The organism is Rugamonas sp. FW305-51, from assembly GCF_058786935.1.
This window is the reverse complement of the sequence record NZ_JBYSZG010000008.1, coordinates 31,300-53,244: the sequence shown is the minus strand read 5'-3', so window position 1 is coordinate 53,244 and position 21,945 is coordinate 31,300. Positions and strand designations below refer to the sequence as shown.

Below are 21,945 nucleotides of genomic sequence, written 5' to 3'. Positions count from 1 at the left end.
CGTTGGCGCTGCCACTCCTGTCTCGTCTTGTCTCGTTTTGTCTTGTTCCCCCAGGAAATACGGGGCCGGACAAAACGAGACAGAACGAGACAGAACCAGACAGGCCAACGAGACAGCTTGCCGGATGCTCCCGGCTGGCCTACCGCCCCGCCGACCGCCATCTTTCCATCCCTCCCGCATCCCGCCGCCGCCCCGCCTGCCGCCACCGGTCAGTTGCAATTTCGCCACAACGGCATTCATGCTGCATTGCACTATGAAAAACCGCTGTCGGGCCAAATTTCCTTAGAATAATTCTCCTAAATTCTCACGGAATGTCACACTTCCTTTGTTTTTACGCTATCATTGCGCTCCAGAATCATTCGTTACTTACAAACAAATGTAGTTGCTGTATTGCTATTGTGTGTCGGCTCCCCAGATAGCCGATATCGCCTATCCTGAGGAGCTTTACATGTTTGACGCAGTTGAGTTTGAGCAACAAGAAGTCGCATCCATCCCCCGCACCCTGTCCGTCCCGCCCCCGAGCGAACCCGAGGTCATGGACATGGCCGACCTGCTGGTGGCCTACCTGGAACAGCTGGAAATCGATTATGTGTTCGGCATCCCCGGCGGCGCCATCGAGCCGCTGTACAACGCCATCGCCCGTAACCAAAGGCGCGGCGGCCGCTTGAGCCACATCGTGGCCCGCCACGAAGCGGGCGCCGCCTTCATGGCCGACGGCTACGCCCGCGAGACGGGCAAGATCGGCGTGTGCGTGGCCACCTCCGGCCCCGGCGCCACCAATCTGATCACGGCCGTCGCCACCGCCTACGCCAACGACGTGCCGATGCTGGTCATCACGGGCCAGCCGGCCCTGCCCTCGTTCGGCAAGCACACCTTGCAGGAATCGACCTGCACCGGCATCGATGTCATGGGCATGCTGCGCCCCTGCACACGTTACAATTCCCTCGTTTCCCATCCGCTGCAATTGGAGTGGAAATTGCTTACCGCACTGCAGCATGCGACCCGCGCGCCGCGCGGTCCCGTGCACCTGAGCGTGCCGGTCGACGTGTTCCGCACCCCCAGCATGCAAAGCGCGCCGGCCTACCACCTGCCGTCGCTGCTGCGCCCGTCGGCCCTGGTCGACAGCGCGGCCGTGGAAACGCTGCGCACCATGATGGCGGCCTGCCGCAACGTGGTGCTGCTGATCGGCGGCGGCTGTGGCGATGCCATCCACCCCATCCTGCAGTTCGCGGCCCTGAAAGGCGCCACCTTCGTCACCACGCCCGACGGCAAGGGGCTGGTCAGCCCGCAGCACCCGCTGTACCGGGGCGTGTTCGGCTTCGCCGGCCATGCCTCGGCCGAAGCGGCCCTGCGCGACCCGTCCGTCGACCTGATCCTGGCCGTCGGCGCCAGCATGGGCGAATGGAACACGGGCGGCTGGAACGACAGCCTGCTCAACGAGCGCCTGGTCCACATCGACGAATCGGAAGAGCACCTGGCCCGCACGCCCATGGCCCGCTTCCATATGCGGGGCAACCTGCGCTCCATCTTCGACTGCCTGGTCGAGCGCATCCACGCCTGCCGCCAGCAGGCCGACGTGTCGGTCGAACGGCGCCGTGCCGCCCGTGAGCTGAGCGCCCTGACGTGGGATGCGGAAAGCGTGCTCGATGCGCCGGCCGCCTTCCACAGCGAAGCCACGCCCATCAAGCCGCAACGCCTGATGTACGACCTGGGCCGCCTGTTCCCGCCCGCCACCCGTTTCCTGGCCGATGCCGGCAACAGCGTGGCCTGGGCCACCCACTACCTGCAGCCGCGCGACCGCCGCCTGGGCGGCGAACGCCGGCACGAGCAGGACCTGCGCGCCAGTCAGGGCGGCTGGCTGCGCCTGACCACCCACTTCGCGCCCATGGCCTGGGCCATCGGCGCGGCGGTCGGCACGGCGGCCGGCAACCAGAACGCGCCCGTGGTCTGCATCACCGGCGATGGCAGCATGCTGATGAGCGGGCAGGAAATTTCGGTGGCCGTGGCCGAGCAGCTGTGCGTGATCTTCGTCGTGCTGAACGACCGCGCGCTGGGCATGGTCAAGCACGGCCAGCGCCTGGGCGGGGCCGAGCAGATCGGCTTTGCCTTGCCGCCGACGGACTTCGCCATGCTGGCCCGCGCGCTGGGCGGCCGGGCCCACACCATCCACTCGCCGGCCGACATGGCGGCGCTCGACATCAAGGCCATCTGCAACTACCCCGGTCCCACCCTGCTCGACGTCCACATCGATCCGGAGGAAGTGCCGCCCATGAACAGCCGCCTGCGCGTGCTGCAGGAAGGGGTGTAAGCGATGGGTAAGGCGGAACTGTTCCTGGCCGAGAGCGGCCACGCAGCGAGCGTGCCGGCGCACGGCAAGCTGGCCGGCAAGGTGGTGTTGATCACGGGCGGCACCAGCGGCATCGGCCTGGCCAGCGCCCGCCTGTTCCAGGCCCACGGCGCCAGGCTGGCCGTCACCGGCCGCAACCCGGACGGACTGGAACAGGCCGGCGCCGCGCTGGCCGGCCATGCCCTGCTGCTGCGCAGCGACGCCGGCAGCCTGGAAGAAATCGACGCCGTCATGGCCGCCGTCAAGCAGCGCTACGGCCGGCTCGACGTGTTATTCATCAATGCCGGCGTGGCCAGTCCGGCCCCCATCGAGCAGGTGGACGAAGCGAGCTTCGACGCCCAGATCGGCATCAACCTGAAGGGCGTGTTCTTCACCATCCAGAAAGCCCTGCCCCTGTTCGACGGGCCGGCCAGCGTGATCGTGACCACCTCCATCACCAACCGCCTCGGTTCGCCCAACTTCAGCGTGTACGGGGCGGCCAAGGCGGCCCTGCGCTCGCTCGTCAAGTCGCTCGGACTGGAACTGATAGCACGCGGCATCCGCGTCAACGCCATCAGCCCCGGCCCCATCGACACCCCCATGTTCGACCGCCTGGGCCTGCCCGACGCCGTGGCTGCCGCCAAGAAGCTGGCCATCGCGGCCAAATCGCCCAGCGGCCGCTTCGGCAGCGCCGACGAGGTGGCCAAGGCCGCCCTGTTCCTGGCCAGCAGCGACTCGTCGTACATGGTGGGCGAGGAAATCGTCGTCGACGGCGGCATGAGCCTGCTATGAGCGCGCGCGCCCCCACGCCCGACGCGGCCGACCTGATCCACACCCGCATCTGGCACGAGACGCCGGAGCCGGACAATCCCTTCGCCACCCGCAGCGCCCTGTGCCGCGGCTATGACGTGTACGGCCAGCTGGTCGGCCGCGTCCGCTGGGTCGAGATGCTGTATTTGCTGCTGCGCGACGAGCAGCCGCCCCCGTCGGCGCTGGCCATGCTCGAAGCGCTGGCCGTGGCCCTGGCCAATCCCGGTCCGCGCGACGCCTCCGTGCATGCCGCCATGTGCGGCGCCGTGGGCGGCTCGACGGCCGCCGCCAGCCTGATCGCGGCCCTGTCCGTGGGCGCCGGGCGCCACGGCGGCGCGCGCGACGTGCATGACGCCATGGTGCTGTGGCAAGCGTGCGGCCCCGACCTGGCCGCCTGGCAGCGCCATCACGCCGGGCAGGCCGATGCGCCCATCGATCCCTGGCCCCGCAACGAGCGCCTGCCCGGCTTCGACCCGCACGGCGCTTCCACCGCGACCGTGGTGCGCCAGCTGCTCGCCACCCTGGTCACGGTGGGCGGCGACAACGGCCACGGCTACACGGGCTGGCTGCTGCAGCACCTGGACCGGCTCCCCGCCCTGGCCGGCCTGCCGCTGGCCATCAGCGGCGTGGCGGCGGCGGCCCTGTGCGACCTGGGCCTGACGCCGGACGAGGGCGAAATGCTGTATCTGCTGCTGCGCCTGCCCGGCGCGGCGGCCCATGCGCTGGAACAGAAGCACGGCGGCTTCAAGCGCTTCCCGTTCTACCCGGTGGAACTGGCCGCGGCCGGGGTGGCGCCATGAGCGGCCCGGACCTGCTGCGCCAGCACGCCGGCCGTCTGGCCACGCAGGTGGGCGCCTGCTATCCGGGCAGCCATGCCGTGTTCCGCGGCCACGACCTGCACCGCGACCTGCGCGAGCTGGACTGGGTGGAGCTGTATGTGTTCGGCATCACGGGCCGGCGCCTGACGCCGTCCCAGGTGGCCATGCTGCACGCGATCTGGGTCTGCACCAGCTATCCGGACGCCCGCCTGTGGAACAACCGGGTGGCGGCCCTGGCCGGCAGCGCCCGCAGCAGCGCCAACCTGGGCATCGTGGCCGCGCTGGCGCTGTCGGAAGCGACCGTCTACGGCGGCCAGGCCGGCATGCGCGCCATCGCCTTCCTGCAAGCGACGCGGGCGGCCGTGGACGGCGGCGCGGCGCTGGCGCCGCTGGTGCTGGCCGAAGCGCGCGCCCGCCGCGTGTACGGCTACGGCCGGCCCATCCATGCCACCGATGAACGCTTGCCTTGGATCATGGAACTGGCCCGCCAGCACGGCCTGGACGAGGGGCCCCACGTGCGGCTGGCGTTCGAAGTGGAAAAAGTGTTGCTTCCACACTACCCACAGTTGCGTATGAACTACGCTTCCCTGCACGCGGCCCTGATCGCCGACATGGGCCTGTCGGCGCGCGAATACCAGCTGCTGCGCATCCCCACTTTCCTAGCAGGCATGCCGCCTTGCGTGGTGGAGGCGGCCGAAAAGCCGGAAGGCGTGCTGTTCGCCACCCCCTGCAGCGGCGTCGCCTATGCCGGCCTGCCCCGGCGCGAATGGCCCGCCAGCGTCACTTGACGCTTGATATTTTGAACATAAGTGAGTTTTGGCACGCTACAATGCAAAAACTCATCTACACAGGAGACACGATTTTGAAGTCGTCGCATGCGTACCGTTTCTGCCTGGCAGCCGCACTGACCGTTCCCGTTGCCCTGGCCCAGGCGCAACCGCAACCCTCCAGCGAAGAAGAGGAATTGACGCTGGTTTATGGCGACAACGACAGCGTCAGCATCGCCACCGGCAACGTCCAGGCCCTGCGCCGGGCGCCGGCCGTGGCCTCCGTGATCACGGCGGCCGACATCGCCGCCATGGGCGCAACCGACCTGGACCAGGTGCTGGAAACGGTGCCCGGCATCCACGTGGCCCGCAGCGCCAACAATTACGCGCCCCTGTACGTGGTGCGCGGCATCTTCGCCGCCTACCTGCCCCAGTTGCTGGTGATGCAGAACGGCGTGCCCGTCACCACCATTTACCAGGGCAACAAGGGCAATCTGTGGGGCGGCTATCCGGTCGAACACATCGCCCGCATCGAAATCATCCGCGGTCCCGGCTCGGCCCTGTACGGCTCGGACGCCTTCTCCGGCGTCATCAACATCATCACCAAGAGCGCGGCCGAGACCCAGGGCACGGAACTGGGCGCCCGCGGCGGCGCCTTCCACACGTACGACGGCTGGGTGCAGCACGGCGGCAAGGCCGGCCCGGTGGACGTGTCGGCCTATCTGCGGGTGGGCCAGACGGACGGCTTCAAGAGCATCATCGACGCCGACGCCCAGAGCCGCAACGATCGCCTGTTCGGCACCCATGCCAGCCTGGCGCCGGGGTCCGTCAACGTGGGCAACAAGGCGGTGGACGCCAACCTGGAACTGGGCTACGACAAGTGGCGGGCACGCTTCGGCTACAAGCTGCGCGACGACCTGGGCACGGGCGCCGGCATCGCCTCCGCGCTCGACCCCGTGGGCCAGCAGAAAAGCGAACGCATTACGGGCGGCGTGAGCTGGGCCGATCCCCAGTTCCGTCCCGACTGGGGCCTGGGTGCCAGCCTGAACACGCTGCAGTACATGCAGCAGATCCCGGTCGACTTCCAGCTGCTGCCGCCGGGCACGGTGCTGCCCAGCGGCGCCTTCCCCAACGGCATGCTGGGCGGGCCGGACACCACCGAACGCCAGGTGCGGCTGGCCGCCTACGCCGACTACACGGGCTTCGAGCAGCACCGCGTGCGCATCGGCGGCGGGCACGACGACCTGAATATGTACCACACCCACGAGACGCGCAATTTCACCTATGCGCCCAACGGCGCGCCCATCCCGCTGCCGGCCGTGGTCGATTTTTCCGACACCAATCCCTTCATCTTCCCGCAACACCGCCGGCTCGACTACCTGTACCTGCAGGATGAATGGAATCTGGCCAAGGACTGGAACCTGACGGCCGGCGTGCGCCATGACCGCTACTCGGACTTCGGCGGCACCACCAATCCCCGCCTGGCCCTGGTGTGGGACGCCAGCTACGACCTGACGGCCAAGCTGCTGTACGGCCGCGCCTTCCGCGCCCCGTCCTTCAACGAGAGTTACAGCATCACCAACCCTGTCGCACTGGGCAACCCCAACCTGCGGCCGGAAACGAACGGCACGGCCGAAGCGTCGCTGGCCTGGCAGGCCCGCGCCGACGCCCTGGTCAACGCGACCTTCTACCGCTACGACATGCGCAACATCATCCGCACCGTGCCCAACGCGGTGGCCGGTACAGGCGCCACCTACGCCAACACGGGCGACCAGACGGGCCACGGCCTGGAACTCGAGTCGAGCTGGACGGTGAACCGCGACTTGCGCCTGCTGGGCAACTACGCGTGGCAGAAATCGGTCGATGCGGCCACCGGCCGCGATGCCGGCTATGCGCCCCACCACCACCTGTTCGGCCGGGCCGACTGGCAGTTCGCCGGTGCCTACCTGCTCAGCACACAGCTGAACTGGGTGGCCGACCGTCACCGCGCCGCCGGCGACGCGCGCGCCCCCATCGCCGACTACAAGACGGTGGACCTGAGCCTGTCCACCCGCCACGGCCGTGAGCAGTGGAACTTCACGGCCACCGTGCGCAACCTGTTCAACGCCGACGTGCGCGAACCGAGCCTGGCGCCCGGCCTGGCCCTGCCGCACGACCTGCCCATGGCGCCGCGCGCGCTGGCGCTGCAGGCGGTCTACAAGTTGTAAAAGGGAACGGGGCGGCGCGCTGCGGCGCCTGCCCCGGCCGCGGCCAACGCCCACCCAAGCCCGGCCCCGTGGCCGGCGCATTCAGGTCGCGGAGCGGTTTTCCGGTATCAGCCACCAGCCCAGCTCCTGCCGCACCCGTTCCGGCGGTGGCGGCGGCGTATGCTCGCTGCGGCGGCGTTGCATCAACTCGCGCACGGCCTGCTTGGTCGGGTGCGTGGTCTGGGTCGGCTGCTGTTCCATGATCGCCTCACTGGCTGTAGATCACTTAGTGATACTGTACAGCACCATCATGCGCCGTGGCGTACGCCACTGATGCGACAAACAGCAAGCCTTGCACCCGCCTATTCCCCCATTTCCTGACTTGCCGCATGCTGGCGCGGCACGCCGCTTGCCAGCAGGCATTCCGCACGCCGTCGCGCCATGGCGGGCCCGACACTGTTACAATTTTGCGAGCGGGCGGACCGCCGTATCAATTGCCGCGCCGAAAACGGTTGTGCCCTGGACAATTCACCGGTACGATCGATGATTCCAGGGCAATAAAAGTTACTCTCTTGACAATTTCGCCGCGCACCGCCCCAGCCTGCGCGCGACGACAGGCATGGCACCGTCGGCGCCGAAAGGAGCAGCATGTCCGCACCGCCCGTCCCGCCGGCCAGCAGTGCGCCGGCCGAAGCGCATGCGCCGGCCCGCGTGGCCGGCGCGCTGCGCCTGCAGTTCGCCGCGCTGCTGATCGTGGCGCTGGCTGCCCTGTGGGGCTTTACCTTGCTGGCGCTGGACCGGCGCGCCGAGCTGGACCTGGCCAGCGCCGAGGTGGAAATGCGCGGCCTGTCCCAGGCCTATGCGGAAAATACCCTGTCGACCATCAAGCGCATCGACCTGATCCTGCTGGAGCTGGCCCGCACCTGGACCCTGCACCCGGACGAGTTCGAGGCAGACATCCTGCGCCACCAGCAAGACGTGGACGACGTGGCGATCCAGGTGGCGGTGACGGACCGCAGCGGCCTGGTGGTGTACTCCACCATCCAGCGTCAGGGGGAGCGGATCAGCCTGGCCGACCGCGAACACTTTCTCGTGCACCGGGAAGTCCACAGCAGCAGCCTGTTTATCAGCAAGCCCGTGCTGGGCCGCGCTTCGGGCAAATGGTCGCTGCAATTCACCCGGCCCCTGCTGCGCGACGGCCGCTTCGACGGCATCATCATCATCTCCGTGGCCCCCGAGCTGTTCAGCCGCTTCTACGACACGCTGTCCATGGGCCGCCACGGGGTGGCCGTGATTGTGCGCGACAGCGGTGAAATCATGGCCCGCGCGCCGGACTGGCGCGAATACATGGGCCGCTCGCTGCCGATGGCGCCCTACCTGGCCCCGGGCGCCCCCCTGCTGGGTAATTTCCAGAAGGTGGCCGTGCTCGACGGCGTGCCCCGCCTGTATGGCTACCGCAAGCTGCCCCAGTACCACCTCAATTTCGTCACCGCCCTGCCGCTCGATGAAATCCTGGCCGGGGCCCAGCGCCAGCGCCAGGCCACCTTCGCCATCATGACGGCCGTGTCGCTGGCCCTGGCGGCCATGACCTGGCTGATCCTGGGCAGCGTGCGGGCCCGCGACCGGGCCGAGCAGGCCCTGCGCCTGGCCAACACGGAACTGTCGCTGGCCGGCAGCGTCTACCAGCACACCAAAGATGCCGTGATGGTGACCGAGATCGACGGCACCATCATTTCCGTCAACCCGGCCTTCACGGCCGTGACGGGCTACAGCGCGGCCGAAGCGATAGGACGCAAACCCCGGCTGCTCAAGTCCGGGCGTTATGGACGCGAGTTTTACCGCGCCATGTTCGAGCAGCTCAGCAGCACAGGCCAATGGCGCGGCGAACTGTGGAACCGCCGCAAGGATGGCGAGTCTTACCTGGAATGGCTCAGCGTTTCCCTCATCAAGGACGCGGCCGGCAAGCCGCTGCGCTATGTGAGCGTGTCGAACGACGTGACAGAGCTGCGGGCCGGCGACGAACGCATGCGTCACATGGCCTTCCACGACCCGCTCACCGGCCTGCCCAACCGCGCCCTGCTGCTCGATCGCATGACCCAGGGCATGAGCGCGGCGGAACGGGACGGCCGCGGCCTGGGCGTGATGTTCATCGACCTCGACAACTTCAAGCCCATCAACGACACCCTGGGCCACGAGGTGGGCGACCAGCTGCTGCAGGAAGTGGCCCAACGCCTCAGCCACGGCGTGCGCCAGTCCGATACGGTGGCCCGCATCGGCGGTGACGAATTCGTCGTGCTGCTGGAACAGGTGGACGACGGCGTCACCTACGTCAACGTGGCCGAGAAACTGCTGGCCAGCCTCAGCCTGCCCATGGTGCTGGGCTCCCACACCTTGACGGTGGGCGCCTCGATCGGCATCGCCTGCTATCCGGCCGACGGCCCGGATCCCGCCACGCTGTTGAAACACGCGGACGCGGCCATGTATGTGTCCAAGGCCAGCGGCCGCGGCGCCTACTACTTCTACCGGCCCGGGATGACGGTGCAGTCCACCCAGCGCGCGGCGCCGCCCGGCTGAACTTCGGCTAAACTTCGGCTGAACTTCGGCTGAACCCCGGCTCGACGCCGGCCGTCAGCCGGCCGCGCCGTCCACCCGCGCGCTGCTCAGATAAGGCAGGTACACGATCACGTAGGCCACGAAGGCCACCGTCCAGCACGCGGCGCTCAGCAGCAAGGCGCCGTCGCGCACGCCGTCCGTGGTGAGGGCGGCCAGCACACGGACCAGCGCGCCGCCCTGTATCAGTGCGAACATGGTGAACTCGGCCCGGCCCGCCTTGAGCGGACGGCCCGTGTGACCGAGCGTGGTGCGCGTGATCATGCCGATGATGAGGCCGGCCATGGAACCGACCGTCAGCGCGTGGAAGGCGGCACTGGTGGGCAACCAGCCCAGCGCGGCGCCGGCCAGCAGGAAGCAGCCCACGGCGATCCAGGCGTACGACAGGTGCAGCACCCACAGCAGCGGCACGTGCCACACCTTGTGCGGCTGCCAGCCGGCCAGGCGCACCAGCACCAGGGCGCCGGCGGCCAGCGCCAGCGGCGCCGTCAGCCAGCCCGGCAGGCCAGCCACCCAGGCCAGGCCGGTGGCGGCCAGCAGGCCCAGTGACACACGGTCGCGCATGGGGCGCACCACGGGGTCGGTGCCGGGCGCGCCGTTGCGGGTGAACATGGGCAGCACACGGGTGCCGATGGCCGATTCCATGACGACGATCACAAGGATGGCCGCCTGTACCGGCGCCGCCTGGGCCAGCGTCACATAGCCCAGCGTGGCGGCATGGAACAGGGCGTTGGCCACGGCCAGCAAGGCCAGCAGGCCGACCAGGAAGTAATTGCGCTTGTTGTTGGACTGCTGCATCACGCGGAACAGAGGCCAGGCGGCCAGCGGCAGGAACAGCCAGTCGACGGCGGCCGCCAGCGCCGGCGGCGCCCACAGCATGGCCAGCCGGCCCGCCAGCCACAGGCCGGCCAGGGCCGCCAGGTGGCCACGCACGGGCGTCCACAGGCCGGTCCAGTTGCGGGCGGCGGTGAACAGGAAACCGATCACCACCGCCGTCACCATGCCGAACACCATCTCGTGCATGTGCCAGCCGGCGTCGATATGGGCCGCGTGCAACACGCCGTAGTACTGGGCGATCCACAGCGGGATACTGAGCGCGGCGAACACGGCCGCCAGCAGGTAGAACGGGCGGAAGCCCAGCCGCCACAGCGGATGGGCCATCTGCCAGGGGGCCGGCGTGCTGGCCGGAAGAGGTTCGTCTATGTGTAACAGGCTCATGATGGATACTCGCTGATGCTAAGGTTGCAGGCCGCTAGTGTGGTGTTGCATTCTTGGGGCCGCTTATAAAAATGATGCGTTTGCGCGCCAGGCTAGGCGCCAACCGGAGCGATAGCGAGCTATCGCGAGGATTGGCAACCCCGCCTTGGCGCGACGCATGGCACGCAAAGGCGCATTTTTATGCGGCAACAAGGATGCAACACCACACTCCCCGCGCGGCCAGCGCTGTTTAGGTCAGGCTGGCCCGCCCATTGTGTGTGCGGGCGCAACCCTTGTGAAGGCGCCCCGCGCAAGCGGATGATTTGAATCAAGGAAAACAAATTTTCCGGCCGCTACGCCCGTTTCCGTATCGACGCGGGACGCCGCTTCCCTTACGCTACAACTTCCCGACGTCGCCGCGGCCGATACGCCGCCTGCGCCGTCCCCTGATTTCTTATGAAGGAAGTTCGCCATGCAAAACGCTACTTTGAAAATTGACGGCATGAACGGTGAAGCTTGCGCCGACCTCGTCACGCTCGTCCTCAACAACATCACCGGCGTGAGCGACGTGCGCGTCTCGCTGCTCAACAGCCAGGCCAGCCTCAAGTTCGACGAGCGCCACACGTCGCAACCCTACCTGATCAACAGCCTGGCCCGCGCCGGCTACCAGGCCCGCTCCGGCGAGCAGGCCGAAAAGGCCGGCGGTTGCTGCGGCGGTTGCTGCGGCGGCTGACCGCACAGGCGGACGGCCCCGCCGTCCGCGCCTTGCCTGCGCGGCGACCATCCCTTGGCCGCGCATGGATTGCACCGCACCGTGACATCGCCCGTTCTTTGCCGTGCTTTGCCCGTGCTTTGCGCACTGATCACTGGATTACCATCCAGCTACCATAGGCCCGCCGTCCGTTCATCATCGGACGAGCAAGCGCCGGCACCCGCCCGGCGCCTGACGGCCCGCCTCCAGCAGGCGCCTAGCGCTCGCCGCCGGCGCCCATCAGGCGATGCTCGACGGCGAACACGGCCGCCTGCACCCGGCTGCTCAGCTTGAGCTTCTTCAACACGTTCTGCACGTGGATCTTGACCGTGCTTTCGGCCAGGTCCAGCGAGCGGGCGATCAGCTTGTTGCTCTCGCCGCGCGCCAGGCAGGCGAGGATTTCCTTTTCGCGCGGCGTCAGCTTGTCGATTTCGGACGCCACCGGCGCGTCGCTGCCGCCATGCAGCTGGGCCACCAGCTTGGCCGTCATGGCCTCCGCCACCACCGTCTCGCCGGCCGCCGCGCGCCGGATGGCCCGCGTCAGGTAGTCGGCGTCGATATTCTTCAGCAGGTAGCCCGAGGCGCCCGCCTTGAGCGCCACCGACAGGTCGTGCGCATCTTCCGACACGGTCAGCATGACGACGGCGCTCTCGGGGCAATCCTGCAGCAGCAGCTGCAGCGTTTCCACGCCCGACATGCCGGGCATGTTCAAGTCCAGCAGGATCACCTGCGGCTTCAGTTGTTGGGCGCGCTTGATGCCCTCCACCCCGTCGGCCGCCTCGCCCACCACGGCAAATTCCGGGTTACGCTGCAGCAGCAGGCGTATGCCGCTGCGGAACAGGGTGTGGTCGTCGACCAGCAGGACGGTGATCGGGTTGCTGCTAGCTTCCATTGTGGCTGTGCCTCTCTGCGATTGGGTAAAAGTATGGCTAAGGTGCGGGCTCAGGTGCGGGCTCAGGCGGCGCGCCGTTGCTGGCGCGGCAGGCGCAGCGTGACGGTGGTGCCGCCGCCGACCACGGAGCTGACGGCCAGCTGGGCGTGGATGCGTTGCGCCCGCTCGCGCATGATGTGGATGCCCACGTGGCTCTCGCCCTTGCCCGGCAAGGATTCGGTATCGAAACCGGCGCCGTTGTCGCTGATGCTGAGCACGAAATCGTACTGGTCCTGCAAGCGCACTTCGACCCGGGTAGCCATGGCATGCTTGCGCACGTTCGACAGCGCTTCCTGCACGATGAACAGCAGTTGCAGCTGCTGCTCGCGGGGGAATGGCGCGCCGTCGCTGTCGGCCACCAGCACGGCCTCGATGCCGCTCTGGCGCTGGAACTTGTCGATGGTCGTTTCCAGCGACGTCACCAGGTTGCCCTGCTCGAGCCGGGTGCGGAAATTGTGCAGCAGTTCGCGCACATCCTGGTAGCTCTCCTCCACGCCCGTGCGCAGCAGCGGCACGATCTCGGCCACGTCGCCGAACTGCTGCTGCTGCACCGACTGGTCCAGCATCTGCACCTGCAGGTTGAGGAAGTTCAAGCCCTGGGCGATGCTGTCGTGCAGGCCCTGGGCCACCAGGTTGCGCTCTTCGGATATGGCCATCTCGCGCTCGCGCGCGGCCAGGCGCTGGTTCTCGATGGCCGTGCCGAGCAGCTGGCCCAGCGTTTCCAGCAAGGCCGTCTCACGCTGGTTGAAGGTGACGGGCTTGCGGAAGTGCAGGTTGAAAAAGCCCAGGTGCTGGCGCTGCGCATAGATGTGGAACACGGACACCGTGACGAAGCCTTCCTGGTGGCATTGCAACTTGTGGCTGTCGTCGATGCGGCGCAAGTCATGCACCACGGCGATCTTCTTGGCCACCGCTTCGCCGCACAGGCAGTCGCCCACCTTCAGGCAGTGCTCGGTCTTGACCAGCTGGTCGGAGATGCCGTGGTGGACCAGCATGTGCAGGTTGCCGCGGATGGGGTCGAGCACGCGCACGGAGCCGCCGTCCGCATGGAAGTAGGCGCTGATGCGCTTCATGAAGCCGTCGCACAGCGATTCGGCCGGCTGCGGCTGCTGCAGGAAGGCGGCGCTGTCGTACAGCAGCGCCAGTTCCCGGTTCTGGTCTTCCAGCGCCGCCGTCTTGGTCTGGACCAGCTGTTCCAGGTTGCCGTACAGGCTTTGCAGCTTGTCGGCCATCAGGTTGAAGCCCTGGGCCAGCTGGCCGAATTCGTCCTGCGTGTCGACCGGCAGCCGCACTTCGAAATCCTGCTCGCGCATGCGCTCCATGCCCTCCTGCAGGCTGGTGACGGGATTGACGATCAGGTTGAACATCAGGTAAATGATGGACACCGTGCCCACCATGGCCAGCGCCAGCAGCAACAGCTGCGAGGCCCGCAGCCAGAAGGTGCGCTGCTCGCTGTCCTGCTCGATCAGCTGCACCAGGCCGTTGACCTGGATCACGAAGCGCTCGGCCTGGGTATGGAAGGCGCGCGTGTCGGCCAGGCCGGCGTCGTCGCGCTGCAGCAGGGCCAGCGCGGCCGGTTGCAGTGTGTCGTGCCAGCGCTCGTTGACGGTGGTGAAAGCGTTGCGGATGGTGGCCGACGGCGGCAGGAACAGGGGCCGCTGGGGGTCGCCCTGGCGCAGCTGCTGCAGGGTCTGTTCGATGGCGGCCAGCTGGTAGCGCGCCTCGTCGCGGGCGGCGCTGCGGGCGCCGGCGTCGGCCAGTTCGCCCATGACGAAACTGAGCCGGTAGCTGTTCATGCGCAGGCTGCCCGTGACGTTGATGGCGGCGGCGCTGCCCTCGAGCTGCCACGACAGGAACAGCGTGGAGCCGATCACCATCAAGGCCACCACCAGGAAACTGAGCAGCACGCCCACGATCTTGGTCGACAGCTTCTGCCAGGCCGCAAACAGGTTAGGCGCGCCCATCATGCCCGCCCTCCGCGCGCCCACGGGCTAGCGCCCGGTGCGCGTTGCGCCCGGGTCCGGCCCTGGTCCACTACTTGTTCCATCCTGTCTCCTCTCATTGCGGCATGGCCGCCCCGGCGCTCACCGGGCACTGCCCAGTATACACGCGGCGCGCCCGGCCGCCGCCTTGTCCGCCCCGTTCAGCCGCCCGTTTGCGACATGAAGCGGATAATCTTTTCCGGCTGGCGGCCGAAATCGTGCTGCTGCGGCTTGAGCTCGATGGCGGCGCGGATCGCCTGCTCCAGTTCCGCATCGCTGGCCCCGCCCCGCAGCAGGGGCCGCAGCTCGAATTTTTCCTCCTGCCCCAGGCACAGGTAGAGCGTGCCATCGACGGCCAGCCGCACCCGGTTGCAGGTGGCGCAGAAATGCTGCGACATGGGCGTGATGAAGCCGATGCTGCTGCGCCCGTCCGGCGTGGCCAGGTAGCGGGCCGGGCCGCCGCCCAGCTCCAGCGCCTGCGGCACCAGGCCGAACTTGTCCTGCAAATGGCGCTGCACCGCGTCCAGCCCCAGATAGGAGGCATCCTTGCCCGTCGCGCCCATGGGCATCACCTCGATCAGGCGCAGCACGAAGGCGTGGCGGATGCAGAACTCCACCATGGCGTCGATCTCCTGGTCGTTCACGCCGCGCATGGCCACCATGTTGATCTTGATGGGGTCGAAACCCACCGCCTTGGCCGCTTCCAGCCCGGCCAGGATCTGCGGCAGGCTGTCGCGCCCCGTGATGCGGGCCATGCAGTCGCGGTCCAGCGAATCGAGGCTGACGTTGATGCGGCTGATGCCGGCCATCTTGAGGGCGCCCGCGTGGCGCGCCAGCTGGGTGGCGTTGGTCGACAGCGACAAGTCTTGCAGCCCCGGCAACGCCGACAGGCGGCTCGCCAGTTGCGGCAGATGGCGGCGCATCAGCGGTTCGCCGCCCGTCAGGCGCACCCGCCGCGTGCCCAGCCGCGCGAACGCGGCCACCACCCGTTCCAGCTCGTCGAAACTGAGCCAGTCAGGCGGGTCCTCGAAATCCTTGAAATCCTTGGGCATGCAGTACGTGCAGCGCAGGTCGCAACGGTCCGTCACGGAAACGCGCAGGTAGTCGATGGACCGGCCAAAGCGGTCGCTTAACATCGCAGCCTCCAGTTCATATTCAATAGGGAAATTGTAGCGGTCCGCCCGCCGTTTGCCGATGGCCATGACGACTTAGGCCGTCTAGTCCATAAGCACTAGTCCGCCATGTAACGCCAACAAGTGTTATTTCTCCATTGCAATTAGTTGCCTAATAGAATATTATTCTATTAAAGTAACATCGTCGCGCCCATGCGCCCTGCCCGGCGCAACGGCTGCACCCGGCGCGCCCGCCATCGCGTCCATGCCATTCGACCTAGGAGCCCCGTTTGACCTCGTCCGCCCCCACTACCTGGATACCCACCGTGCCCGACGCCGCACTGCGCGCCGATTTAACCGGCCTGGCGGCCGACGGTGCGCTCAGCTATACCGAAGCGCTGCAACTGCTGGCCGACGTCACCCGGGACGGCACGCTCACCGCCGCGGAACTGCAAGGCTTGCGCACGGTGGCGGCCCACTTGAACAACGGCTTGAAGACATCGAGCTACGTGGCCGACATCTTCCTGCAGGCGGTGCTGGGCAACCCGGCCAACGTCAGCTGGCATGGCGGCGCCAGCACGGCGACGCCGCTCGGCAACCTGCAGGCTGGCAGCACAGCGGCCCAGCTCAACGCACTGACGGCAAAATGGTTCCTGGGCAAGGACCTGCCCGACCCGACGGCGCTGACGGACGGCAAGCCCGACCCGGCCCAACCCCACTACGCGACGACCACGGGGCCGTTGTACGGCAGCAGCGGCGCGGCCGCCATCGTCGACGTGGCACAGGGCGCGGTGGGCGATTGTGTGGTGTGCGCCAGCATGATAGCGATGGTCAGCAACCACCCCGACCTGCTGCGCTCGATGATCGTCGATAACGGCAATGGCAGCTACGGCGTGCGTTTCTACCTGAATGGCAACGAAGTATGGGTCACGGTGAACGGCCAGTTGCCCGTCAACGCCAATGGCGCGCTGGTCTACGCGCACAATGGCGCCCTGCAGGAAAAGGCGCTGTGGGCCCCGCTGATCGAAAAGGCGTACGCACAATTGAGCGAGACGGGCATGGTCGGCCATCCCAAGGTCAACAGCTACGCCAACATCGACGGCAACACGACCGGCATAGTCCTGCCTGCCATGACCGACGGCAACGTCACCTACTATTCCACCGAGGCCCTCAACTGGACCAACCAGAAGGCTGCGCTGGTGCGCGCCCTGGCCGAGCACCGCGACGTGGTGCTGGAGACGGCGAGCAATGGCCGCACCACCTACGACAGCGCAGGGCAAACCTTGCTGGTCGGTTCGCACGCGTTCGCGATCCTGGGCTACGATGACGCCACCGGCAACTTCATCGTCCGCAACCCCTGGGGCAACAGTAGCGCCCGCCAGGACTGGAAGGCCCAGTTCGAAGTATCGATGCTGGACATGTGGTTCGAAGGCGGTGCGGTGGCCGTCGCGAACGCTGGCGGCATACCAGTGATCCAGCCGGCCGCCACCAGTTTCCATCTGGGCCTGTTTGCGCAGGTGGCCGTCGCGCCCCTGTTCTCCGTCGTTAATCCCGACGCGCTGCCGGTGAGCCACTACCTGTTCCACGTCAGCGGCGACGGCAGCTTGCACCTGAACGGGGCCACCGACCTGGCCACGGCCCAACAGCGTGCCGCCGGCGACGTCGTGATCGCTGCCGCCGACCTGGCCAAGCTGCGGTTCGGGGGCACGATGATGTCCGGTGACGCCACCCTCTCCATCCAGGCCCAGCTGGGTCAGCAGTGGAGCGCGGCCACCGACGTCGCCTGGACCTTCGACGCCTTCTCCGGCGATACCCTGCTGCTGCCCAAGGCCAACACCACCGTCGCTCCCGGCGGCAGCGTCGCCCTTGCCAGCCTGTTCCAGCTCGATGGCGCCAGCTTCGACCAGACCATCTATTCGGTACTGCTGCGGCCCGGCGAGGGCGGCAGCATCGAACTCAATGGCGCGCACAACCTGTGGACCGGCGCCGAACCGGGACAATACGAGTTCAGCGCCGCCGACATGAAACTGGTCAGCTACCGGGCGCCGTCCAGCGCCGGCACGGTCCAGCTGCTGCTGGACGCCTACCATGGCCACGGCTGGGGCGGCGACCAGCAAGTGCTGATCCATGTGGGCGGGGCCGACGTGGCCCACACGCTGCAAAATTACGCCAACGGCCAGTTCGCCGCCATCGGCGCCGTATCGGACAGCGCGGCCGCCATCTTCGAGCAGCTCGACGGCCTGCAGGCGCTGCTGCGCGCAGGACGGGCCAGCGCCATCGAGGTCAACGACAGCGTCCCGCAACGGCAAACCATCACCGCCGCCCAGTACGCCCAAGACCGCGGCGTGCTGGCCACCCTGTCCGGCAACTACAGCGTGACGGTGACGGACGTGGCGCCGACGGACGTGGGCCAGCTCGGCGCCACCCTGGGCAGCCATCTGGCCGCGGCCACGGTCAGCGGCAGCGCCGCCAGCGTGCTTGCCCATCTGGACGGCCTGCAGGCATTGGCCGCCCAGGGCAAGCTGTCGGGCGTACAGCTGACCGACGCCCAGGCGCCGGCACTGGCGCTGACGGCAGCCCAACTGGTGGCCGACGCCGGCGTACTGCATGCCATCGCCACGCCCTACCGGCTTGCGGTGGCCGGCGTGAACGCCAGCGTCGCCCGTTTCGTGGTCCAGCAAGATGCCACCCGCGCAGAGCAGGCGCGCGATCTGCCGCTCGTCGCCGGCGCCGCCATCCCGGCCGGCACCAACGCCGTGATCGGTTTCCAGAGCGCCACGCTGGGCCAGGGCTACCACGCCGTGGTGCTGGACCAGGCGCGCGACCATTACGCCGTGCGCCTCGACGGCACGGGCCAGCTCGAGATCAGGAACGTGGCGGCCGGCGATGCCGACTTCGGCAAGGCCGTCACCATCACCGGCGCCCGCTACATCGTGTTCGACGGCGCCCGCACGGGGACCGATGGCAATTACCCGGACATGTATTTCATCGCCGACGGCCACGACGCCGCCGTGGCCGAACTGTACGTGGCCGCGCTGGGCCGCCTGCCCGACCTGGCCGGCCTGGAATACTGGGAAACGGCGCTGGCCAGCGGCGCCACGCTGTCCGACATCGCCGGCGCCTTTGCCGCCTCCGGCGAATTCAAGACCCGGTTTGCCGCCGCCAGCGCGCCCGACCACGGCGGCAGCGGCGACCAGGCCTTCGTGACGGCCCTGTACCAGAACGTCCTGCACCGCGCCCCGGACAGCGGCGGCCTCGGTTACTGGCTGAACGCACTGGCCAACGGCGGCAGCCGGGCCAATATGCTGGTGGCCTTCGCCCTGAGCCATGAGGATGAAGCCAACACCCACGCCATGCCGGGCCACCAGGATGGCTGGCTGATCGACACCGGCAAGGGCGGTTACGCGGATGGCGCCATGCTGCTGGCCGCCCGCACCGTGCTGACCCAGGGCCTGGCCAACGGCAACGTCAATACGGGCTTGATCGACCCGGCCACCATCGGCGCCGGCGTCACGGTGGGCGGCGAGACACTGAGCGCAGCCACCCTGACCCTGGCACGGGGCATGGCGGCCCAAAGCGTCACCCTGTCCGGCGCCATCGTCAAGCTCCAGGTCCACAGCGACGGCAACCAGGTGTTCAGCACCGGCCACGCCACGATCACCACCGACGGCGCCGGCAACACGGTGCACACGGCCGGCGCCGACCGGGTCGACCTGCTGGGCGGCAGCGATACGGTGATCACCAATTTCCTGCCGGGCGCGGGCGCCACCTTGCACCTGTCCTATGGCGCGGCGGCAGGCCAGCCCACCCTGCTGAACGGCAGCGCCAGTCATGTGGCGGGGGCCAGCCTCAATTTCGACGCGGCCCACGGCTACGTGATCCAGGTCGGCAGCATGGGCGACGGCTCTGCCGCCGCCGCCGCGGCCGCCATCAACCGCGCCTACACGGCGGCCGGCACGCTGGCCGAACATGCGACCTTCATCGGCCAGGACGCCGGCGGCAATACCCAGGCCTGGCTGTTCGGCCCGGCGGCCGCGGGCGCGACGGCCGCGGCCGACCACAACGGCAACCTGCTGGTGGACGCCGGCGAACTGCTCCACCTGGCCACCCTGGTCGGCGTGAACACCAGCCAGCTAGGCGCAGCCGACCTGGCCTGATGGCCCATGGCGCGGCATGCCGCCGCGCCGCCTCTCCCAAGCCAGTTCGAAAACGACAACGGCGTCCGCGCGTACGCGGACGCCGCAGCGTCTCCCCTGTTGAATCTGGCCAGCCGGCTTATTGCACCAGCGGCGAATCGGCCCCTTCCAGCTCCACCCCTTCGATCTCGGCCTGCCCCACCAGGATGTGCAGGTACTGGTGCAGCGCGCGCTGCCACGACTGGCGTTGCAGCTCGTCGGCGATCTGGGCCTGCACGGCCTCGAACGGCAAGGCTTCGCCTTCGATGCGGCGCATCGCTTGCACGATGTGCAGGCCGAAGCGCGTTTCGAGCAAGCGCCCGGCCAGCTCGCCCGGCGCCAGCCGGAACAGCAGCTGTTCGAATTCGGCCACGCACTGGCCCCGGGCCAGCTGGCCCAGGCTGCCGCCCACGGCACCCGACGGGCAGTTCGAGTACTGGCGCGCCAGTTCCTCGAAACGCTCGGGATGGGCTTGCAGCTCGGCCAGGATCAGCTCGGCCGTCTGGCGCACCAGGTCCAGCTGCACGGTCGGCGTGACCTGGAACAGGATGTGGCGCGCCTCGACCAGCGCACCGCTCGAGAAACGCGCGATCTGGCTCTGGTAGTAGCGGCGGCACGCCGCCTCGTCCACTTCCGGCACCCGCACTGCGCGCTCGAACAGCGCTTCCACGCGGGCGTCGTCCGTGTCGCCGGCGATGCCCAGCCGGTCCGCTTCCTGCAGCAGCACCTGGCGCAGCACCACTTCGTGCACGGCCTGCTTGAGGGGATTGGCTGCGTCCTTGTGGTGCGGCAGTTCCTGCTCGATGGCGAGGTCGCTGACCTCGATTCCGTTGACGGCGATACCCATGATGTCTCCTGTCAGATCAGCGGGTACGAACCAGCTGGAAGGCGCGGCCCAGATAGCCGACCGCGCCGAAACCGCTCCACACGTGCACCAGCCGGGTGAACGGGAAGATCACGAACAGCGACATGCCCATGAACAGGTGCAGCTTGAAGATCAGCGGCGCCGTTTCGATGAAGCCGGCCGCGTCGCCGCGGAAGGTCACCACGTGCTGGGCCCAGGTCATGAGCAGCACCATCATGTGGCCGTCCATGTGCGAAGCCGAGGCGCCGATCGAGATCAGGCCCAGCGTCAGCGTGACCAGGATCCACAGCAGCACGATCTTGTCCTTGAAGGTGGTGACGGCGCGCACGCGGTCGTTGGAGAAGCGGCGTGCCAGCAACAGCAACAGGCCGACCATGGCGCACGCGCCCATGATGCCGCCAGCCGTCATCGCGATCAGCTGCTTGGTGCCGTGCTCCACGCCCAGCGCGTCCCACACGGCCACCGGGGTCAGCAGGCCGGCCGCGTGGCCGAAGAACAGGCCCAGCACGCCCACGTGGAACAGCGGGCTGCCCAGGCGCAGCGCGCCCCCGTGCAGGGTCTGGCTCGATTCGGACTTCCAGGTGTATTGTTCGCGGTCGAAGCGCACCAGGCTACCGAGCAGGAAAACGGCCAGGGCGATGTAGGGATAAATCCCGAACAGGAATTGGTGTAAATAGTTCACGGCAGTCTCCTTCAGGCACGCTGCGGCGCGGCGGCCGCAGCCTTGGGGTAAAAGTTAATCGGTTGCGGGCCGCCGGCCAGCGTGTTCTTGAGCAGCGGCTCGACGCCGTCGGCACCGGGGCCGAAGGTTTCCAGCGCTTCGTCCATGTCGCGCACGGGCGGCTCGCTCAGTTCCTCGGCCGGCACCGGGCTGTCCGCTTCCAGCAGATCGAACAGCGCGGCGTACGGGCTGGCGTTGGCCTTGAGCTTGCGCCCCAGGTAGGCCAGCACGTGGACCGCGTCGCCCAGCAGGCGCAGGCCCTCCTCGCGCTCCTGCTGCGACAGGAACTCGAGGAACAGCGGCACATAGTCCGGCAGGTCGTTGCCGACCATTTCCAGCCCATGCTTGCTGTACTCGCCCAGCAGGTCGACCATGGCTTGGCCGCGGTCGCGCGATTCGCCGTGGATATGCTCGAACAGGTGCAGCGAGTGCGAAGGATTGCGGTCGAACGTGGCCACGTACTGCTGCTGCAGGTCGATCAGCGGAGTGCTGGCCAGGTGCGTGAACAGCCCTTCCAGGCCGGCCTGCCAGTCGGGCCGGCCGGCCAGCTCCTGCCGCAGTTCCGGCAGCGCGTCGCACAGTTCCTGCTCGGGATAGAGCAGCAGCGCGGATAAGACTTGATAGCTTTTCATGTTGCTTCCTTGGTATTCGGTGTGCTCACAGGTGAGCGGCGGGGGGGGGGGGGGGGGGGGGG

16 protein-coding genes are annotated in these 21,945 nt (G+C 67.9%); 8 read left to right on the top strand and 8 right to left on the bottom strand.

All coding sequences use genetic code 11. The annotated features are described in order from the left end of the window. Window positions 1-448 precede the first annotated feature (448 nt). The 5 genes from AC3WOS_RS08130 to AC3WOS_RS08110 all read left to right on the top strand — a co-directional run bounded on the left by AC3WOS_RS08130 (window position 449) and on the right by AC3WOS_RS08110 (window position 6,928). The gene (locus tag AC3WOS_RS08130) at window positions 449-2,308 is read left to right on the top strand and encodes a thiamine pyrophosphate-binding protein (RefSeq protein WP_492715392.1); all 1,860 of its coding nucleotides are present in this window, start codon (window positions 449-451) and stop codon (window positions 2,306-2,308) included. 3 nt (window positions 2,309-2,311) lie between these two features. Then, complete coding sequence (locus AC3WOS_RS08125; protein WP_492715391.1) at window positions 2,312-3,118, top strand: SDR family oxidoreductase; 807 nt, start codon at window positions 2,312-2,314, stop codon at window positions 3,116-3,118. Continuing rightward, complete coding sequence (locus tag AC3WOS_RS08120) at window positions 3,115-3,936, top strand: citrate synthase family protein (RefSeq protein ID WP_492715390.1); 822 nt, start codon at window positions 3,115-3,117, stop codon at window positions 3,934-3,936. Before AC3WOS_RS08125 ends, AC3WOS_RS08120 begins: the two co-directional genes overlap by 4 nt. After that, window positions 3,933-4,742, top strand: a complete 810-nt coding sequence (locus tag AC3WOS_RS08115; RefSeq protein ID WP_492715389.1) for a citrate synthase family protein — start codon at window positions 3,933-3,935, stop codon at window positions 4,740-4,742. The genes AC3WOS_RS08120 and AC3WOS_RS08115 overlap by 4 nt, the downstream gene beginning before the upstream one ends. A 74-nt stretch (window positions 4,743-4,816) precedes the next feature. Next, window positions 4,817-6,928: a TonB-dependent receptor plug domain-containing protein gene (locus AC3WOS_RS08110; RefSeq protein ID WP_492715388.1), complete on the top strand. Its 2,112-nt coding sequence runs from the start codon at window positions 4,817-4,819 to the stop codon at window positions 6,926-6,928. Window positions 6,929-7,009: 81 nt separating this feature from the next. Here AC3WOS_RS08110 and AC3WOS_RS08105 read toward each other — a convergent pair whose 3' ends face one another. Beyond that, a complete protein-coding gene (locus AC3WOS_RS08105; protein WP_492715387.1) occupies window positions 7,010-7,168 on the bottom strand; it encodes a hypothetical protein in 159 nt (52 codons plus the stop codon). Between the two features lie 387 nt (window positions 7,169-7,555). Here AC3WOS_RS08105 and AC3WOS_RS08100 point away from each other — a divergent pair, with 387 nt between their 5' ends. Next, on the top strand, window positions 7,556-9,481 hold the full coding sequence (locus AC3WOS_RS08100) for a diguanylate cyclase domain-containing protein (RefSeq protein ID WP_492715386.1): 1,926 nt from the start codon (window positions 7,556-7,558) through the stop codon (window positions 9,479-9,481). A gap of 54 nt (window positions 9,482-9,535) precedes the next feature. On the opposite strand, the gene AC3WOS_RS08095 is transcribed toward AC3WOS_RS08100, so the two are convergent. Beyond that, a complete protein-coding gene (locus AC3WOS_RS08095) occupies window positions 9,536-10,735 on the bottom strand; it encodes an NnrS family protein (RefSeq protein WP_492715385.1) in 1,200 nt (399 codons plus the stop codon). 451 nt (window positions 10,736-11,186) lie between these two features. Between AC3WOS_RS08095 and AC3WOS_RS08090 the strand changes: the two genes are divergently transcribed. Further along, window positions 11,187-11,447, top strand: a complete 261-nt coding sequence (locus tag AC3WOS_RS08090; RefSeq protein WP_492715384.1) for a heavy-metal-associated domain-containing protein — start codon at window positions 11,187-11,189, stop codon at window positions 11,445-11,447. A 235-nt stretch (window positions 11,448-11,682) separates the two neighbouring features. On the opposite strand, the gene AC3WOS_RS08085 is transcribed toward AC3WOS_RS08090, so the two are convergent. The 3 genes from AC3WOS_RS08085 to moaA form a co-directional block, all read right to left on the bottom strand. Continuing rightward, window positions 11,683-12,357 (bottom strand): response regulator, encoded by a 675-nt coding sequence (locus tag AC3WOS_RS08085; protein ID WP_492715383.1) that lies wholly within the window; start codon window positions 12,355-12,357, stop codon window positions 11,683-11,685. Between the two features lie 62 nt (window positions 12,358-12,419). Next, on the bottom strand, window positions 12,420-14,363 hold the full coding sequence (locus AC3WOS_RS08080; RefSeq protein WP_492715382.1) for a type IV pili methyl-accepting chemotaxis transducer N-terminal domain-containing protein: 1,944 nt from the start codon (window positions 14,361-14,363) through the stop codon (window positions 12,420-12,422). A gap of 176 nt (window positions 14,364-14,539) precedes the next feature. Continuing rightward, window positions 14,540-15,514 (bottom strand): GTP 3',8-cyclase MoaA, encoded by a 975-nt coding sequence (gene moaA / locus AC3WOS_RS08075; protein ID WP_492715381.1) that lies wholly within the window; start codon window positions 15,512-15,514, stop codon window positions 14,540-14,542. A 266-nt stretch (window positions 15,515-15,780) separates the two neighbouring features. Between moaA and AC3WOS_RS08070 the strand changes: the two genes are divergently transcribed. After that, entirely contained in the window at window positions 15,781-19,647 is a 3,867-nt protein-coding gene (locus AC3WOS_RS08070) for a DUF4214 domain-containing protein (protein ID WP_492715380.1), read from the top strand. Between the two features lie 118 nt (window positions 19,648-19,765). Here AC3WOS_RS08070 and AC3WOS_RS08065 read toward each other — a convergent pair whose 3' ends face one another. Genes AC3WOS_RS08065 through narJ form a run of 3 tightly spaced genes read right to left on the bottom strand, consistent with a single transcriptional unit; the run spans window position 19,766 to window position 21,883 of the window. Next, the gene (locus tag AC3WOS_RS08065; protein WP_492715379.1) at window positions 19,766-20,512 is read right to left on the bottom strand and encodes a peptidylprolyl isomerase; all 747 of its coding nucleotides are present in this window, start codon (window positions 20,510-20,512) and stop codon (window positions 19,766-19,768) included. Window positions 20,513-20,528: 16 nt separating this feature from the next. Then, window positions 20,529-21,212 carry a respiratory nitrate reductase subunit gamma gene (gene narI, locus AC3WOS_RS08060; RefSeq protein ID WP_492715378.1) on the bottom strand — a complete coding sequence of 228 codons (684 nt, stop codon included), beginning with the start codon at window positions 21,210-21,212 and terminating at the stop codon, window positions 20,529-20,531. An 11-nt stretch (window positions 21,213-21,223) separates the two neighbouring features. Beyond that, the gene (gene narJ / locus AC3WOS_RS08055) at window positions 21,224-21,883 is read right to left on the bottom strand and encodes a nitrate reductase molybdenum cofactor assembly chaperone (RefSeq protein ID WP_492715377.1); all 660 of its coding nucleotides are present in this window, start codon (window positions 21,881-21,883) and stop codon (window positions 21,224-21,226) included. Window positions 21,884-21,945 lie beyond the last annotated feature (62 nt).

What these genes read in the sequence shown, in the direction of transcription:
- AC3WOS_RS08130 (WP_492715392.1), top strand. Translation starts at nt 449, where the DNA reads ATGTTTGACGCAGTTGAGTTTGAGCAACAAGAAGTCGCATCCATCCCC.
- AC3WOS_RS08125 (WP_492715391.1), top strand. Translation starts at nt 2,312, where the DNA reads ATGGGTAAGGCGGAACTGTTCCTGGCCGAGAGCGGCCACGCAGCGAGC.
- AC3WOS_RS08120 (WP_492715390.1), top strand. Translation starts at nt 3,115, where the DNA reads ATGAGCGCGCGCGCCCCCACGCCCGACGCGGCCGACCTGATCCACACC.
- AC3WOS_RS08115 (WP_492715389.1), top strand. Translation starts at nt 3,933, where the DNA reads ATGAGCGGCCCGGACCTGCTGCGCCAGCACGCCGGCCGTCTGGCCACG.
- AC3WOS_RS08105 (WP_492715387.1), bottom strand. Translation starts at nt 7,168, where the DNA reads ATGGAACAGCAGCCGACCCAGACCACGCACCCGACCAAGCAGGCCGTG.
- AC3WOS_RS08100 (WP_492715386.1), top strand. Translation starts at nt 7,556, where the DNA reads ATGTCCGCACCGCCCGTCCCGCCGGCCAGCAGTGCGCCGGCCGAAGCG.
- AC3WOS_RS08095 (WP_492715385.1), bottom strand. Translation starts at nt 10,735, where the DNA reads ATGAGCCTGTTACACATAGACGAACCTCTTCCGGCCAGCACGCCGGCC.
- AC3WOS_RS08090 (WP_492715384.1), top strand. Translation starts at nt 11,187, where the DNA reads ATGCAAAACGCTACTTTGAAAATTGACGGCATGAACGGTGAAGCTTGC.
- AC3WOS_RS08085 (WP_492715383.1), bottom strand. Translation starts at nt 12,357, where the DNA reads ATGGAAGCTAGCAGCAACCCGATCACCGTCCTGCTGGTCGACGACCAC.
- AC3WOS_RS08080 (WP_492715382.1), bottom strand. Translation starts at nt 14,363, where the DNA reads ATGATGGGCGCGCCTAACCTGTTTGCGGCCTGGCAGAAGCTGTCGACC.
- moaA (WP_492715381.1), bottom strand. Translation starts at nt 15,514, where the DNA reads ATGTTAAGCGACCGCTTTGGCCGGTCCATCGACTACCTGCGCGTTTCC.
- AC3WOS_RS08065 (WP_492715379.1), bottom strand. Translation starts at nt 20,512, where the DNA reads ATGGGTATCGCCGTCAACGGAATCGAGGTCAGCGACCTCGCCATCGAG.
- narJ (WP_492715377.1), bottom strand. Translation starts at nt 21,883, where the DNA reads ATGAAAAGCTATCAAGTCTTATCCGCGCTGCTGCTCTATCCCGAGCAG.